The 15,394-nt window shown below is 73.1% G+C and carries 12 protein-coding genes and 1 riboswitch; of the genes, 11 read left to right on the plus strand and 1 reads right to left on the minus strand.

Annotation, left to right across the window (positions count from 1 at the left end):
• Nucleotides 1–96 precede the first annotated feature (96 nt).
• From lon to JDY09_RS03705, 11 genes are all read left to right on the plus strand, one after another.
• Nucleotides 97–2,622, plus strand: coding sequence for an endopeptidase La (lon, locus tag JDY09_RS03655; protein ID WP_274717673.1), 2,526 nt, complete (start codon nucleotides 97–99; stop codon nucleotides 2,620–2,622).
• Nucleotides 2,623–2,687: 65 nt separating this feature from the next.
• A riboswitch (cyclic di-AMP (ydaO/yuaA leader) is annotated at nucleotides 2,688–2,847 on the plus strand.
• Between the two features lie 165 nt (nucleotides 2,848–3,012).
• Nucleotides 3,013–3,573 (plus strand): transglycosylase family protein, encoded by a 561-nt coding sequence (locus JDY09_RS03660; RefSeq protein WP_274717674.1) that lies wholly within the window; start codon nucleotides 3,013–3,015, stop codon nucleotides 3,571–3,573.
• Nucleotides 3,574–3,716: 143 nt separating this feature from the next.
• Nucleotides 3,717–5,012 (plus strand): M20/M25/M40 family metallo-hydrolase, encoded by a 1,296-nt coding sequence (locus JDY09_RS03665; RefSeq protein ID WP_274717675.1) that lies wholly within the window; start codon nucleotides 3,717–3,719, stop codon nucleotides 5,010–5,012.
• The gene (locus JDY09_RS03670; RefSeq protein WP_274717676.1) at nucleotides 5,009–6,163 is read left to right on the plus strand and encodes a hypothetical protein; all 1,155 of its coding nucleotides are present in this window, start codon (nucleotides 5,009–5,011) and stop codon (nucleotides 6,161–6,163) included. The genes JDY09_RS03665 and JDY09_RS03670 overlap by 4 nt, the downstream gene beginning before the upstream one ends.
• 46 nt (nucleotides 6,164–6,209) lie before the next feature.
• A complete protein-coding gene (locus JDY09_RS03675) occupies nucleotides 6,210–7,469 on the plus strand; it encodes a CpaF family protein (protein WP_274717677.1) in 1,260 nt (419 codons plus the stop codon).
• On the plus strand, nucleotides 7,456–8,328 hold the full coding sequence (locus JDY09_RS03680) for a type II secretion system F family protein (RefSeq protein WP_274717679.1): 873 nt from the start codon (nucleotides 7,456–7,458) through the stop codon (nucleotides 8,326–8,328). The genes JDY09_RS03675 and JDY09_RS03680 overlap by 14 nt, the downstream gene beginning before the upstream one ends.
• Nucleotides 8,325–9,227: a type II secretion system F family protein gene (locus tag JDY09_RS03685; protein WP_274717681.1), complete on the plus strand. Its 903-nt coding sequence runs from the start codon at nucleotides 8,325–8,327 to the stop codon at nucleotides 9,225–9,227. The genes JDY09_RS03680 and JDY09_RS03685 overlap by 4 nt, the downstream gene beginning before the upstream one ends.
• Before the next feature lie 352 nt (nucleotides 9,228–9,579).
• Complete coding sequence (gene mraZ / locus JDY09_RS03690; protein ID WP_274717682.1) at nucleotides 9,580–10,014, plus strand: division/cell wall cluster transcriptional repressor MraZ; 435 nt, start codon at nucleotides 9,580–9,582, stop codon at nucleotides 10,012–10,014.
• Nucleotides 9,998–10,987: a 16S rRNA (cytosine(1402)-N(4))-methyltransferase RsmH gene (rsmH, locus tag JDY09_RS03695; protein ID WP_274717683.1), complete on the plus strand. Its 990-nt coding sequence runs from the start codon at nucleotides 9,998–10,000 to the stop codon at nucleotides 10,985–10,987. The genes mraZ and rsmH overlap by 17 nt, the downstream gene beginning before the upstream one ends.
• Nucleotides 10,984–11,874, plus strand: a complete 891-nt coding sequence (locus JDY09_RS03700) for a hypothetical protein (protein ID WP_274717684.1) — start codon at nucleotides 10,984–10,986, stop codon at nucleotides 11,872–11,874. The genes rsmH and JDY09_RS03700 overlap by 4 nt, the downstream gene beginning before the upstream one ends.
• 13 nt (nucleotides 11,875–11,887) lie before the next feature.
• Complete coding sequence (locus JDY09_RS03705) at nucleotides 11,888–13,552, plus strand: peptidoglycan D,D-transpeptidase FtsI family protein (RefSeq protein ID WP_274717685.1); 1,665 nt, start codon at nucleotides 11,888–11,890, stop codon at nucleotides 13,550–13,552.
• An 18-nt stretch (nucleotides 13,553–13,570) separates the two neighbouring features.
• On the opposite strand, the gene JDY09_RS03710 is transcribed toward JDY09_RS03705, so the two are convergent.
• On the minus strand, nucleotides 13,571–15,394 hold the full coding sequence (locus tag JDY09_RS03710) for a hypothetical protein (RefSeq protein WP_274717687.1): 1,824 nt from the start codon (nucleotides 15,392–15,394) through the stop codon (nucleotides 13,571–13,573).

Consider the following 15,394-nt stretch of genomic DNA (forward strand, 5'->3'; position numbering starts at 1 on the left):
TCGGAGAGACCCCCGCCTGGGCGGGACCCCGGTCTGGGCGGGACCCTCGTCTGGGACACCGGCGGGGACTGCCGATATCCTACTTACGCGAAGTAAGTGACTGAACCGAACGACATTCACGACGAACACACCGGCGGCGGCGCGAACGAGCGCGAGAACGGCGCTGTGAGATCGCGCGACGGGCGCGATCGCACCGCGTCTGCGGAGGCAGGCGACGGCCGGCGGCCGCAGACGCTGCCGCTTGTCGCGCTCGACGACGCAGTCGTTTTGCCAGGCATGACGGTCACGCTCGTCGCCGACGCGGGCGAGAGCCGCCTCGTCGTGCTCGTACCCCGGCGCGGGGGCGAGCTGCGGCGGATCGGGACGGTCGCGCGCGTCGAGGGGCGCGCACTGCTCCCTGTCGACGAAATCGCCGTGGACAAAGACGAACGGGCGGACGGCGCGGCCGCGGACGGGGCACTCGACGATCGCGGCGGTGCCGAGAACGAGCGCCACGCGTCGCATGCCCAGGCCCTGGTCTTGCGCGGCATCGAGCGCGCCGAGATCCTCTCGGTGAACGACGAGGGGGGCGGGACCGCGAGCGCCGTGGTCGTGCCGCGTCCCGATGGCGCAGCCGCTGACGACCCGCGGATCGAGAAGCTCGCCGCCACCTACCGTGCGGTGGTCGACGAGATCCTCGAGCTGGTCGGCGACGACGGGCGCATCCGCCGCTTCGTCGCGGGCGTCTCGGAGCCAGGCGCGCTCGCCGACACGATCGGGCTGGCGCCGGAGTTGACGCTCGATCAGCGCCTGGCGCTGCTCGAGAAGGTCGACGTCGCTGAGCGGCTCGAGCTCGCGGTCGAGCTGGCGCGGAAGCTGCTCGTCGAGCTACAGGTGAGGCGCGACCTGCGCGAGGAGGTCGAGCGCGGCGCCCAGCGTCAGCAGCGCGAATACGTATTGCGCAAACAGCTCGAGTCGATCCGCCGCGAGCTGGGCGAGGACGACGCGTCGGTGGTCGAGGAGTACCGGCGGCGGATCGCCGAAGCGCAGATGCCCGACGCCGTGCGCGAACAGGCGGAGCGCGAGCTCGCGCGGTTCGAGCGCAGCGGCGAGGCGACCGGCGAGGCGTCGATGATCCGCACCTACCTCGACTGGTTGCTCGCCGTGCCCTGGGGCAAGCGCTCGCAGGAGCGGCTCGATCCCGACTACGCGCGCGCTGTTCTCGACCGCGACCATGCCGGTCTCGAGGACGTCAAGCAGCGCGTCGTCGAGCACATCGCGGTGCGCAAGCTGAGGCGCGAGCGGGGCATCCAGGAGGACCGTCGCTCAGGTGCGATCCTCACGCTCGTTGGCCCGCCTGGGACCGGAAAGACCTCGATCGGCGAGTCGATCGCGCGTGCAACCGGGCGCAAGTGCGTGCGGATCGCGCTCGGAGGTGTGCGCGACGAGGCCGAGATCCGCGGCCACCGCCGCACCTACATCGGCGCGCTGCCGGGACGGATCGTGCGCGCGCTCCGTGACGCGGGGACGATGAACCCGGTCGTCATCCTCGACGAGGTCGACAAGATCGGCGCCGATTGGCGTGGCGACCCGGCCGCTGCGCTGCTCGAGGTGCTCGACCCCGCGCAGAACCACAGCTTCCGCGACCACTACCTCGACGTCGACGTCGACCTTTCGGACGTTCTGTTCATCGCCACCGCCAACGTCGCGGAGACGATCCCGGCCCCGCTGCTCGACCGCATGGAGATCGTCCGGTTCGATGGCTACACGACGGCCGAGAAGGTCGCGATCGCGCGCGGGTATCTCTGGCCGCGCCAGCTCGAACGCCACGGCCTGCGCGGCGACGAGGTGGCGATCGAGGACGACCTGCTGCGGACGATCGTCACCGACTACACGCGCGAGGCCGGTGTCCGCCAGCTGGAACGCGAGATCGGCAAGTTGCTGCGCAAGACCGCCACAGCGATCGCCGACGGGAGCGCCAAGCCGCCGGTGCGGATCGACGAGGCCGCGCTGCGCCGCGCCCTCGGGCGTCCGCGCTACTTCCAAGAGACAGCCGAACGCACCGCGATCCCCGGGGTCGCCGCGGGTCTGTCGGTCACCCACGCGGGAGGCGACGTCCTGTTCGTCGAGGCGACTGCGATGCCGGCTACGGGGAGCGGCGGCGCTCTGGTCCTCACCGGTCAGCTCGGCGACGTGATGAAAGAGTCGGCGCGCATCGCGCTCTCGTACGTGCGCGCCAACCACGAGCGCCTCGGTATCCCGGCGACGGCGTTCGAAGCCCGCGACTTTCACATCCACGTACCGGCGGGAGCGATTCCGAAGGACGGCCCTAGCGCCGGCGTCACGATCGTCGCTGCGCTGGTGTCGCTCTTGAGCGGGCGGCCGGTTCGACCCGACGTCGGCATGACCGGAGAGGTGACGCTGCGCGGCCGCGTGCTTCCGGTCGGCGGCATAAAGCAGAAGGTGTTGGCGGCGCACGCTGCCGGGATCCGCGACGTGATCATCCCCGAGCGCAACCGTGCCGATCTCGACGACGTCCCCGCCGAAGTGCGACGCGAGCTGCGCATCCACCCGGTGATGACGATCGACGAGGCGCTCGAGCTGGCACTCGAGCCGCAGCCGACCACGGCGGTCACGGGCTGAGCGCGGGCTAAGCACGGCTGCGGCCGGAGCGTCGCGCCGTCCCGGGCGTCGCGCCGGCGAATGTGCTTGTATTTGCGCCTAGTCGCCGAGTCTTCGCCGTTCCGGCGGCGGGGAGCGGGGGACCCATCGGGCGAGTCCGTCGCCCTGGGGCGAATCGCCGCACAAGCGGCGTAGCGCACGTGCGCGAGCCCGTCAGCTCACCCCGTAGGCGCACAGGCAGAACGAACAGTGCTGACGCTCCGGCAAAAAATGCGCCAAGCAGGGCTTTCTGCGCGCACGACGCGTGCACGTCGTGTCGCCACGAGGCGGCCGTGCCGTCGGTCGGAGCGCGCGAGCCGGGTGACCTGGGGCCGAGCTCGTACCCTGGTTGCGGCGGCCGGCCTGGCCAGCATGGTCGTCGCGCTCCTGCTTGCCACCGCCGGCCTTGCCCCCGCCGTTCCAGCGGCCAGCGCCAGCGGCGGTGCGGCGGCACCGCCGGTCGGTGCTCCCCTTCTGCGCCTCGGCTCTTTCGCCGACAGCGTGCGCGCTGTGCAACGCCGGCTCCGCACCCGTTTTCGCGACGGGCTTTACGACGCTCTTACGCGCCGCGCCGTGGCGCGCTTTCAGCGCGCACGGCGGCTGCCCGCCACCGGCACCGTCGACTACCGAACCGCGCGTGCGCTGCGCATCGACCTCGCAGCCCACGCCGCGGCAGCCGACGAGCGGCCACGGGTGAGGGTGCCCGACGAACTCGAACGGATCGCTCGTTGCGAATCGGGTGGCAACCCGCGCGCGATCGGCGGGGGTGGACGCTTCCGTGGCAAGTACCAGTTCACGCGCGATACCTGGCGGCGCCTCGGCGGCTGGGGCGATCCGGCCAAGGCGCCCGAGTTCGTGCAAGACGTGATCGCGCTGCGGCTGTGGCGGGCCGAGGGCGCGAAGCCGTGGCCGGCGTGCTCGCGCGCTTTGTGACGGTTCGCTAGCGACGCGCCGGGCGCGGACAACGCGTCGCTCGCCGGCCAATCGCTGCTCGCCGACCGAGCACCGGTCGCCGACCAAGCTCTGCTCGCCTTCCAAGCGTGGCGCGACCCCGCGTGTGCGCGAAAATCGCGGCCGTGGCGGGATCGCTGCTCAGCGACCTCGTGGAGTTTCTGCGCATTCCCTCGGTGTCGGCGGGAGCGCCGCGGCCCGACGAGCTCGTGCGCGCCGCCCAGTGGCTCCGCCGCTACCTCGAACCGGTCTGCGACGTGCAGCTCGTCGACGTCGGGGACGCCGGGCCGCTCGTCGTGGCCGACGCGGGTCCTCCCGACGCACCGGCACTCCTGGTGTACGGGCACTACGACGTCCAGGATCCGGGACCGCGCGAGCGCTGGAGCTGCGATCCCTTCGCCGGCGTCGTGCGCGACGGGCGCATCTACGGCCGCGGCGCGGCCGACGACAAAGGCAACATGCTGCCGCTGCTGGCGGCAGTGCGCGACCGCGCCGCCGCGGGCGAGCTCGCATTGCGCACGCGGATCGTCGTCGAGGGCGCGGAGGAAACCGGCAGCGCCGGCGCCTGCCGCTGGCTGCGCGACCACGCCTCGGGCTTCGCTGCCGCCGTCGTGTTCGACACGACGATGGCCGACGCCTCCACGCCGCTTCTGTGCATCGGCGCGCGCGGCCTGGTCATGCTGAGAGCGCGGATCGAGGTCGCCGCGCGCGACGTCCACTCTGGCCTCTACGGAGGAGTCGCGCGCAACGCCCTGCACGATCTCGGTAGCGCGATCGCGGCGCTCGCAGCTTGCGACCCGGCGTTCGGCGAGAAAGTCCGGCCGCCGCTCGCGATCGAGCGCGCTAGCTGGGCGCGGATGCGCAGTGGCGACGAGCTTCTGCGGGTGGCGGGCGCCGCCGGTGAGGGCGAGCGCTCGCAGCGCTTCTGGGAGCTCACGACGGCGCGGCCGGCGCTCGACGTGCACGAGGTCGCCGGCGGTGCGCCGCGCACGATCGTGCCGGCGCGCGCCGCGTGCACGCTCAGCGTGCGCCTGGTTCCCGACCAGCGTCCCGAGGCGGTGGCTGCAGCGGTAGCTGCGGAGCTGCGGCGCGCGTTGCCGGCCGACGTCTCGCTCGCGACCGAGACGATCGCGAGCGCCGCGCCGGTGCTCTTCGATCCGGAGGACCGCGTCCTGGCGGCAGCGCGGCGCGCCCTCGCCCGCGCCTGCGGTCGCGGGCCGGCAGTGGCGCGAAGCGGCGGCACGCTGCCGGTCCTCGCCGAGCTGGCGCACGCCGGCGTGCCGACCGTCTTCAGCGGTTTCGCGCTCGACGAGGACGCCGTCCACGGCCCCGACGAGAGCTTTCGCGTCGACGCGCTCGAGCTCGGCTATCGCGCAGCGGGCGAACTGCTGGCGGAACTGGAGCAGGTGCTACGGGCATGAGCGGTGAGGAGCGCACGCGAGCGCAGGCGGTGCTGGCCGACTATCTGGCGCTCGCGCGCTCGGCGCTCGACGAGCTCGTCGGCGTCCTCGCGCGCGACGGGGCCACCGCTGAGAGGGAGGGTTTTCGCGAGCGGATCGGCGCCCAGCTCGACGCGACCCGTGCCGCGCTCGCGCCGCTCGCCGAGCGTGCGCCGCTGCGTCGGGTCGAGCATCCGCGCGCCCGCGGGGCGCAGGCCGATCTCGCGCGGGCACTCGACCAAGCCGCCGTGGCAGGGCGAGCGGTCGCCGCGCTGCTCGCTGCCGAGACGGTGGCTACCGAGCTCGCCGAGCCGACGCTCGCGCGCGAACTGCACCGCATGCGCCGCGAGCAGGAAGCGTACGTGCGCTATCTCGAACGGCTCGTCGGCAAGCTGACACGGGCCGCGGTGCGCGACGAGGTCGGTCGCGACACCGTTCGGGCGCTGCACGCCGAGCTCGCGCGCAGCACTGCCAGCGAGCGGCGGGGCCACCGGTCGGGCTCCCCGGGCCTCGGTGACGACGACGACGGAGAGAACGGTCGCCTCAAGGCGCACCAAGCCGCCCTCCGCGCGGCCCTCGACGCCGAGCGGGCCGGTCACGAAGCGCTCCTCGCCGGGCGCCGGAGCGAGGCCGAAGCGCGTTACCGCGACGCCGCCGCGGCGTACTTCGCGAGCTGGCGCTCGGCGCCGCCCGAAAGCTACGGGCGGTTGATCGGCTACGTGAAGTGCGCCGTGCTCGCCGGCAGCAATGCGGCCGCGGCCGGCCGGACGGCCCTTGACGCGCTCAAGGCGGCCGGTGTCGATCTCGCCGGCGTGCTGCCGTCACCGGCGTGCGCCTACGCGGTGGCGCTCGCAGCTCTCGCTGCCGGCGAGCGCGAGCTCGCCCGCCGCGCCGCCGCCGCGATGGCTGCCGGAGGCGGCGCTTTCGAGCGCACGGCAGCAGCGATCGCTGCGATCGCGAGCGGCGACAGCGAGCGCTACGAACAGGCACTAGCGGCGATCGTCCGCGACTTCGAGCAGCGCGACGACCACCTCACCGGAATCGCGATCGCCGACACCGCTGTCGTCCTGCGGCGGCTCGGAGAGCGCAGCGGTCTCGGAACGAGCGTCGCCTCGCCGCTTCTCCCAAGCTGAGCGCGTGGGGGGCGAAGGGGCGGACGCCGTTCCTTTATCGACACGGGTGAACAGGGAACTCGCTCCTGCCGAAGATCCGCTCGAGCAGCTCGCGCGCCGTTTGCGCGAGCGTCTGCTCGCCGAGGTGACCGAAGCGAGCGACGGGAGAGACGAGAGCGCGACCGCCGCGATCGATCGCCTCGTCGCCCGCGAGGCCGGCGTGCTGCCGGCCGACACGCGTGCGCTCGTCGCCGACCGCCTGCGCGTTCTGGCGCACGGCTACGGACCGCTCGAGCCGCTCCTGGCCGATCAGGAGGTCGACGAGGTGATGGTGAACGGCCCGAACGAGGTCTGGGTCGAACGCTCCGGGCGCCTCGTTCGCACCGGCATCGCCTTCGCCAGCCGAGACGCGTTGCTCGACGTCGTCGAGCGGATACTCGCGCCACTCGGGCGTCGCGTCGACGAAGCCAACCCGATCTGCGACGCGCGTCTCCCCGACGGCTCGCGTGTCAACGTAATCCTCCCGCCGCTAGCTGTCGACGGTCCTTGTCTAACCGTCCGTCGCTTCCGCAAGCGTGGTTTCGCGCTCGCCGAGCTGGTCGAGCTCGGCACGCTCCCCGAGCGCGTCGCGCGTGAGCTCGTCGCGGCCGTGCACGAACGGCGCTCGCTACTCGTCAGCGGCGGTACGGGATCGGGCAAGACGACGCTGCTCGCCGCGCTCTGCCGCGAGATTCCGCCTGGCGAGCGTTTGATCACGATCGAGGACGCCGCCGAGCTGCGGCTCGAGCGCGAGCATGTCGTGCGCCTCGAAGCGCGGCCGGCGAACCTCGAGGGGCGCGGTGCGGTCACGATCCGCGAGCTCGTGCGTAACGCCCTGCGCATGCGGCCCGACCGAATCGTGGTGGGGGAGGTGCGCGGCGGCGAGGCGCTCGACATGTTGCAGGCGATGAACACCGGCCACGAGGGCTCGCTCTCCACTATCCACGCCAACTCGCCGCGCGACGCGTTGCGGCGCCTCGAGGTCCTGGCGCTCATGGCCGACGTCGACCTGCCCCACGCCGCCGTCCGTGCCCAGCTCGAGGCTGCCATCGATGTTGTGGTGCACATGCGTCGCGAACTCGGTGGGCGGCGCGTGGTGAGTGAGGTCGTGGAGCTGGCGCGCGATGGAGCGCTCGGCTGCAACACGCTGTGGCGGCGCTCGCGCAGCGCCGCGCGTGCTGCGAACGGTCGCGAGCGAGGCAGCGCCGCGGCCCGCGCCACGGGCGGCGAGGGCGAGGGCACGGACGGGGAGCGAGCGGGGAGCGGCGGCCTCGGTGGGGAGCTTTGACGCCGCGACCCTCTCGGCCGCCGGCGCCGCGGTTTGTGCCTGTGCAGCGCTGGCCGACGGAGCGGCGCTCGCGGCGCGGCAGCGCACACCGTTGCGCCCTCTGGTCGCGCTCGTCGGGCGCTGTGCGGAGGCGGTCAACGGTGCTCTACGCGGCAGCCCACCGGGGCGCGGAGCCGCGCTGTCGGCAGCGCTTTGCGCCTGTCTTGCAGCGTGTCCTCCGGCGCTCGCCCTGGCTTCGTGGCAGCCGATAGCTCTCGCCGGCGTCGGCGCCGTTCCCGCCCTCCACGCGCTTGCCCGGGCGGCCCGGCGGCGGCGGCAACGCGAAGCCGATGCCGAGGCTGGCAACCTCGCCACCGCGCTGGCCGACTCGCTCGCCGCTGGCCACTCGCTGCGGGGCGCGCTCGGTCACGCCCGGGCGAGCGTGACGGGTGCGTTGCGCAGCGAGCTGGCGAGCGCGGCGGCGCTGATCGAGCGCGGTGCCAGCACCGAAGCGGCGCTTGTCGCTCTACGCGAGCGCTGCCGCTCGCAGCGGGTCGCCACGATCGTCGCTGCCTGCCTCGTGCAGCACCGTGTCGGCGGCAACCTCCCGGCGCTTTTGCGCGAGTGCGCGCGAGCGTTCGCCGAGCACGACCGGCTGGTGGGCGAGGCCCTAGCCGCCACCGCCCAGGCGCGGTTTTCGGCTGCGGTCGTCGCTGCCCTGCCCGTGGCGGGCGTGGCTTTCACTGAACTGATCAGTCCCGGCTACTTCGCGGGGCTTGTCGGCAACCCGATCACTGGCCCGCTGCTCGCGCTGTCGGCGCTCCTCCAGCTCGGGGCGTTTTTCGCCATCCGCGCGATCGCGCGCGCGGCCCAACGGTGAGCACGCTCGCCCTCTACGGCTGCACCGTGGCGTCGGTCGTTTGCGCACTCGCCGGCGTCGCGCAGCTCACCGCCGCGTTGCGCGGCCCAGCGTGCACGCGGCTGTCATGCATCCGCGGGCCGATCGTCGCTGCGCTCGCTCGCGGCCGGCGCACCGCCCTCTTGACACCGCTCCTCCGCCTGGTGGCGGCGCGCGTGCGTCTGCGCCCGCCACCGTATCTCGCACGTCTCCTGGCAGCAGCGGGCGCACCTACCTGGCTCGACGCCCGCGACCTTCTAGCGGTCAAGCTCGTTTGCGCCGCGCTGGCCCTGGCGCCCGCGCTCGCTGCGGGCGCGCTGCTGCCCGGCGCGGCAGCTGGTGTCGCGACGCTGGCGCTGCCGCTCGCCGGCTTCTTCGCGCCCGAGCTCTGGCTGGGCAGGCGCGCGCGCCTGCGGGCACTGCGCGTCGCAGCCGAGCTGCCGCCGCTGCTCGACCTGCTGCGCGTGTCCCTAGCCGGCGGCGTTCCTCTGATGCGTGCGATCGGATTGGTCGGCGACCGCAGCGACGGTGAGCTGGCGCGCGCCTGGGCGATAGCTTGGCGACGCCACGCGCGCGGCATGCCCGCGAGCGCAGCTCTTGCCGAGCTCGCCGCCGCCTTCCCGCAACCCGAGATCGAAGAGCTAGTCGCCGTACTGCTACGTGCGCTCCGCCACGGTACGCCGCTCGACGAGGTCCTCGCCCGTCACGCCACGCGGGCGCGCGACCGCGCAGCACGACGGATGCGCGAAGCCGCGGCGCGGGCCGGACCGAAGATCCAGCTCGTGGTCGCGCTCGCCATGGTGCCCGCGGTGATGCTCGTCGTTCTCGCCGCGGTGGTGCACGCCCTGCTCGCGAGTCGCGGCGGCCTGCTCGGTATCTGACCGCCGCGCCAACCACCCCCGGGGGCAACCTGCGCTGCATTCACGGGCGCAAGTTGTCTCGCAGGGGTGCTGCCTGCACGCAGCTTTGCGTGCAACAGGACCTGCTGCACCGCTTCTTGCACTGCTCGGCTTCCACGGTCGTAACCGCGGTCGGCGCGTAAAGCGCGTAGCCAAGCGGGTTCGCGGGCGGGGGCGGCGGGCTGGTGGGGAGGGCAGGGGCAAATTGTGGGTAAAGGTGTTGCAGAGTGGGGCCGAGTGGGTTACTGTGGCGACACGCACGGCCGGGGTGGCGGGGTTCCTCCCGCCCCGCCACCCCGGACCGGACCCACCGGCGCCGTAGGGGATCTCACCGTTGGCATTCAGAGGCCACTTCGAGCACACGCTGGACGCGAAGAACCGCCTCGCGATCCCGGCGAAGTTCCGCGCTGCTTTCGCCGACGGGGTCGTGCTCGCCAAGGATCCCGAGGCTTGCATCGCGATCTGGACCCCAGAGCGCCATGAGCGCATCCTCGAGCAGGCGCTCGCCGGTCTTAACCCGATGGGCTCGCGCTACCGCAAGGTCGCACGCTTCTTCCAGGCCAACTCGTTCGACGCCGAGCTCGACTCCGCCGGTCGCGTCACCCTGCCGCAAACGCTCCTGCAGCATGCCGGTATCGACCGGCAAGTCGTGGTGCTCGGCGTTGGCGACCACCTCGAGGTGTGGGCGCGCGAGCGCTGGGAGCGCGCCGCACAAGAGCTCGACGCCGAAATCGCGGAGGTGATCGAAGGTCTTGGCGATCCTTCTTGACGTGGGGGCGCGCGCGCATGTGCCGGTCATGGCCGCCGAGCTCGTCGAGCTTTGCGCGCCGGCGAGCGGCGACACCGTCGTCGACTGCACGTTCGGCCACGGCGGTCACGCGCAGCTGTTCGCGGAGCGGATCGGGCCGGACGGAACGCTGATCGCGATCGACCGCGATCCGCTCGTGCGCGAGCGTTTCGAGGAGCTTGCAGCCGACTGGCCGTGCGCCGCGCGGTTTGTGCGCGCCGACTTCGCCGACGCGCTCGCCGAGCTGCGCGAAGAAGGTGTCACGGCCGACATCGTCTACTTCGATCTCGGCGTCTCGTCGCTGCAGATCGACGAGCCGCGGCGCGGTTTCTCCTACACGCGCGACGCGCCGCTCGACATGCGCATGGATCCCGAAGCCCCGCTGTCGGCGCGGGACCTAGTCAACGCCTGGGACGAGCGGGCGCTCGTGCGGGTCTTGCGCGAGTACGGGGAAGAACCGCACGCGACGCGCATCGCGCGAGCGATCGTCGCACGCCGCCGCGAGCGGCCGATCGAGACCACCGGCGAGCTCGTGGCCGTAATCGAGTCGGCCGTGCCGGCGGGCCGCAGGCTCGGCCACGGACACCCCGCCAAGCGCACCTTCCAAGCGTTGCGGATCGCCGTCAACCACGAGCTCGAATCGCTCGATCGCGCGCTGCCGGAGGCGTTTGGGCTGCTGGCCCCAGGTGGCCGCTTGGCTGCGATCTCGTTCCACTCGCTCGAAGACCGCCGTGTCAAACGCTTCCTGCGCGAGCTCGCGCGCGGTTGCACCTGCCCACCCGACTTCCCGATCTGCGTCTGCGGCCGCCAGCCGCAGGCCGAGCTACTCACGAACCGTGCGGTGCGCCCGCGCGCCGGTGAGATTGCCGCGAACCCGCGCTCGGCATCGGCGCGCTTGCGGGTCGCGCGCAAGCTCGCGACCGGCGGCGCCGACGGGGGAGAGGAAGGCCGGTGAGTCCGCGCGCGGCGACCGTAGCGGCACGCACCCTCGTCGGCGAAGAGGAGCTGCCACCTCCGCAGGTTGCCGCGGCTGGGCGTGCTGCGCGCCCGCGGCCGAGCGCCGCGCGCCCGCGGACGAGCGCCACGCGCCCCCGGCCGGCTGCCCCCCGCTCACGGCCGGCCGCTGCGCCGCGGACGGCGCAGAAGACGCGACCGGCCAAGCGCCGCCCGCCGGCGCCGAGCGCGCGGCGGCGCCAGCAGAAGGCGCAGATCGGGGTACTGGCGCCGCCCGAGCCAGTCCGCCGGCCCACGGCGACGTTTGCACTGCCCGAGCGCGCCGTCGACCGCTTGCTGCGCACGCGCCTTTGGATCGGCACGATCGCGCTGCTTCTGGTCGGCATCGTCTTCCTCAACGTCGACCTTCTGCAGGTGAGCCGCCAGCTCGCCGCAGTCGCCGACCGCTCCGCCCAGGTGGAGGCCGACAACGCCCGCTTGCGTCGGGCGCTCGCGCGCCTCGACTCGCCCGACCGCATCCAGCGGCTTGCGAGCGAGCGCGGGTTCGTTTTGCCCGCGCCGGACGCCGTCCGCTATCTGCGACCCGACCCCGGCCGCGACGCGCTCCTGGCCGCCCGCAGGCTCGCGCAGCGCGCCACAGCGGGCACCGCGGGCACGGCGGCCTCGGCGGTCTCAGCGGTCTCGGCGGCTTCGGGCGCCGCTACCACGACCGCCACGCCCGCGCCGGGTGCCGCTGGCGGCGGTGCCCTGTCCGGCTCCTCGAGCGCCGGCGCCGCGACGGGCGGCCCGTCGGCTAGCGGAGCGACCGGCTCGTCCGCTCTCGGCACCGCCGGCGAGCAGGCCGCGGGTGGCGAGGGCGTGGTGGATAGTGCCGATGGGACACCGTAGGACGGGACGCAGGGTGCGCCTGGGGGCGCACGCGACCGGCGTGATCGACCGGCGCGTAGGCCTCCTTTTCGCGGTCTTTCTCGGCCTCTTCTTGGCTCTGGCGGCGCGCGCCACCTGGCTCACGACCGTGCGCGCAGGGACGCTTCGCGAACAGGCCCGCAGCCAGCACGACAGCAAGGTGGTCGAGCCCGGTCTGCGCGGTCCGATCCTCGACCGCCGCGGGCGCCAGCTGGCCGTGTCCGAGGAGGCGGTGACGGTTTACGCGAACCCATTCCTGATCGAACGCCCGGCCGCTACCGCGGCGAGGCTCGCACCGCTCGTCCGTCTGCCCGAGGAACGCATCCTGGCGCTGATCTCCGACCGCTCGCGCGGTTTCGTCTACATCCGGCGCAAGCTGCCGCCCGAGGTCGGCGAGCGTCTCCGCAAGCTCGCCCTAGAAGGGGTTGGGACGCTCGTCGAACCGCGCCGCGTGTATCCGGGGGGAGCGCTTGCGACGCAGGTGGTGGGCGCGGTCGGCACTGACGGTTACGGACTGTTCGGGCTCGAGCAAGCGGCAGACCGGCTGCTGCGCGGTCGCGACGGCGAGCGCCGCGTGGTGCGCGACGCGCTCGGACGCCCCTTGCGCACGATCACTGTGCGCCAGCCGCGCCCAGGCCGCCCGCTGCGGCTGACGATCGACGCTGTGCTGCAGCGCCACGTCGAGGGGGTGCTGAAGGCGACCGCCGAGCGCTACCGGGCGCGCGGTGCGAGCGCGGTGGTGGTCGACCCGCGCGACGGTGCCGTGCTGGCGCTCGCGAGCTGGCCGACCGCCGCGCCCGACAGAAGTCTCGAGCTCGGTCCCGACGTGCGCCGCAACCGTGCCGTCGAGGACGCGTACGAACCCGGCTCCACGTTCAAGCCGTTCACGGTCGCAGCAGCGCTCGCCGACAGGGTGATCTCGCCGCTCGCTAGCTTCGACCTGCCGCCGACGATCCGTGTCGCCGACCGGGTGATCGGCGAGGCGCACCCGCGCGGTTGGGAGCGCATGTCGGTGGCCGACATCCTTGCCCGGTCGTCGAACGTGGGAACCGTGACGATCGGGCTCGAGCTCGGCGCGCGGCGGTTCGCGCGCTGGGTCGATCGCTTCGGTTTCGGCCGGCCCACCGGGATCGGCTTGCCGGGAGAATCACCCGGGATCGTGCCGCGGCTGCGCGACTACTCGGGTTCCTCGATGGGAAACCTGCCGATCGGCCAGGGTCTCGCCGTCACGCCGCTGCAGCTCGTCGCCGCCTACACCGCGCTCGCCGACCACGGCGTTCTGCACGAGCCCTACCTGATCGCCGGTCAGCGCCGCCCCGGCAAGCGCGTTTTGCGCCGTAGCGTGGCCGACACCGTCGCGCGCATGCTCGAGGGGGTCGTGGGACCGAACGGTACCGGCGCCGAAGCGCAGATCCCGGGCTACCGGATCGCCGGCAAGACCGGCACGTCGCAGAAGCCCGATCCGCTCACGGGCACCTACTCCAAGACTCGCTACGTGGCGTCGTTCGTGGGGTTCGCGCCGGTCGGCGACCCGCGGCTGCTCGTCCTCGTCGCGGTCGACGAGCCACAGGGCGAGATCTACGGCGGCGTCGTCGCGGCCCCCGCTTTCGAGCAGATCGTGTCCTTCGCCTTGCCCTACCTGGGCGTTCCGCCGTCGTAGAACGGGCTCGGACCGCGATCAGCGCCAGATCGTCTGATCGCTCGGGTCGCCGCTGGCCGATGCTGACGCGTCAGGGCGCGCGCTCGCCGGTGACGAGGCATCGTCGGCTGCCGATGCCGCAGCGGATGCGCTGCCGCGAGCGGCAGTGGGGGCACCCGGTGCGGCGGCCGTGGGACCGATCGGAGCCGCTTGGTCGGCGCCGGCGCCGTCGCCGGCCAGGTCGGGTAGACGCGCGAGCGCGTCGAGCACCGCCTGCAGCTCGGTGCCCGCCGCCCGCACGCGGTCGAGCAGCGACTCGAGCGCCTCGCGCCGTGCCCGCTCGGACGCCACGGTCGCTCGCAGATAGCGCTCGGTGCGAGCCTGGTGCTCGCGCTCGCGCTCGAACTCCTCGCGCATCTTCGCGAGCGTCGCGCGTGCACGCTCGGCGCGACGGTCGGCCTCCTCGAGCTCGAGCAACCGCTTGCGCGCCTGCTCGAGCGCCCGCTCGGCGCCCAGCGCCCGACGGTCGGCTTCCTCGCGCGCGCGTTCGAGCTCGGCGCGGACCTGTTCGAGCTCCTCGTCGCGGCCCTCGCGCAGCTTCTCGATCTCGCCACGCAGCCGCTCGTTCTCGGCCCGCGCCTGCTCGAGATCTGCGGTCAACGCCTCGAGCTGCTCAGCCGACGACTCGAGCTCGGAGATGCGCGCGCGGAGCTTCTCGATCTCGGCGTTCGCAGCCTCGGCTTCGCCGCGCGCCGCGCCGGCCTCCTCTCGCAGCCGGTCGCTCTCCTCGCGCAGCCTCTCGAGCTCGGCGTTCAGGCGGTTAGCCTCGGCGCTCTTGGTGTCGAGCTCGGCACGTGCGATCTCGAGCTCGCCCCGCGTGCGCTCGAGCTCTCCGCGCATCCGCTCTAGTTCGACGGTGAGCTCGCCACCCCGTGCCTCGAGCTCCGCTAGACGGTTGCGGTCGGCACCGGCGCGGCTGCTCTCCTCACGCAGCCGCTCGAGCTCGGCTGTCGCCTCCTCCACCTCGCTGCGTGCTTGCTCGAGCTCGCTGCGCGTCTGCTCCGCTTCGCTCCGTGCTTGCTCGGCTTCGTCGCGCGCCTGCTCGAGCTCCTCCTGCAGGCGCTCCAGTTCCGCACGTAGCTCGGCGAGCGCGGCGTCGTCGACAGCGCCACCCGGGGCCGCCGCAGCGGGCGGGGGCGGAGGCGACGGAGCTCGTGGGGGCGTGTGGGCGCTGGCTTGATGCGCGCCCGCGTCGGGGCTTGCTGGGCGCGACCCGATCTGCGGCGCGAGCGTCGCCCGTGCGGCTTCGCGAGCTGCCTGGCGTTCCTCGTCAGTGGTGCGCGGCAGCCGCTCGATCAGCGCCTCGACGGCGCTGCGGGTGGCGACGGCGGGCCGCACCTCGAGCTTCGTCATCACCGCGATGTCATCGATCGCGAGCGTGTCGGCCGGGTCGGTCATCGCCACCACGAGCGTGCCGTCGGGATCGAACGCCACCGGCACGGCGTGGTAACGCAGCGCGGTTTGCGGGCTGATGAGGTTGGCGGCGGCAACGTCGACCTCGAACTCGTCGAGGTCGATGTAGTCGAGTCCGTAGCGCTCGCCGATCGCGCGTGCCAGCTGCTCCTCGGTGATCGCTCCCTGCTCGAGCAGGATCTGCTGGAGCGTGCGCCCTGGGACACGGGCAGCCTCGACCGCCTGCTCGACCGTTTCACGGTCGGCGAACCCGAGCTCGACAATCACGTCGCTCAGGAACGCCTGCCGGCCGCCCGGTGCCGAGGGCGGATAGACGCCCTTGCGTGCTGCGCCAGCGCCGGCGGCTGCCTCCCCTGTCGCCGTGCGCTGCTCGGTCCCCACCGCGTTCAC

The organism is Thermoleophilum album, assembly GCF_028867705.1.
Lineage (GTDB): Bacteria > Actinomycetota > Thermoleophilia > Solirubrobacterales > Thermoleophilaceae > Thermoleophilum.

Bases quoted from the DNA above. Each gene is read 5' to 3' on its own strand.
- JDY09_RS03660 (WP_274717674.1), top strand. From the start codon at position 3,013: ATGGTCGTCGCGCTCCTGCTTGCCACCGCCGGCCTTGCCCCCGCCGTT.
- JDY09_RS03670 (WP_274717676.1), top strand. From the start codon at position 5,009: ATGAGCGGTGAGGAGCGCACGCGAGCGCAGGCGGTGCTGGCCGACTAT.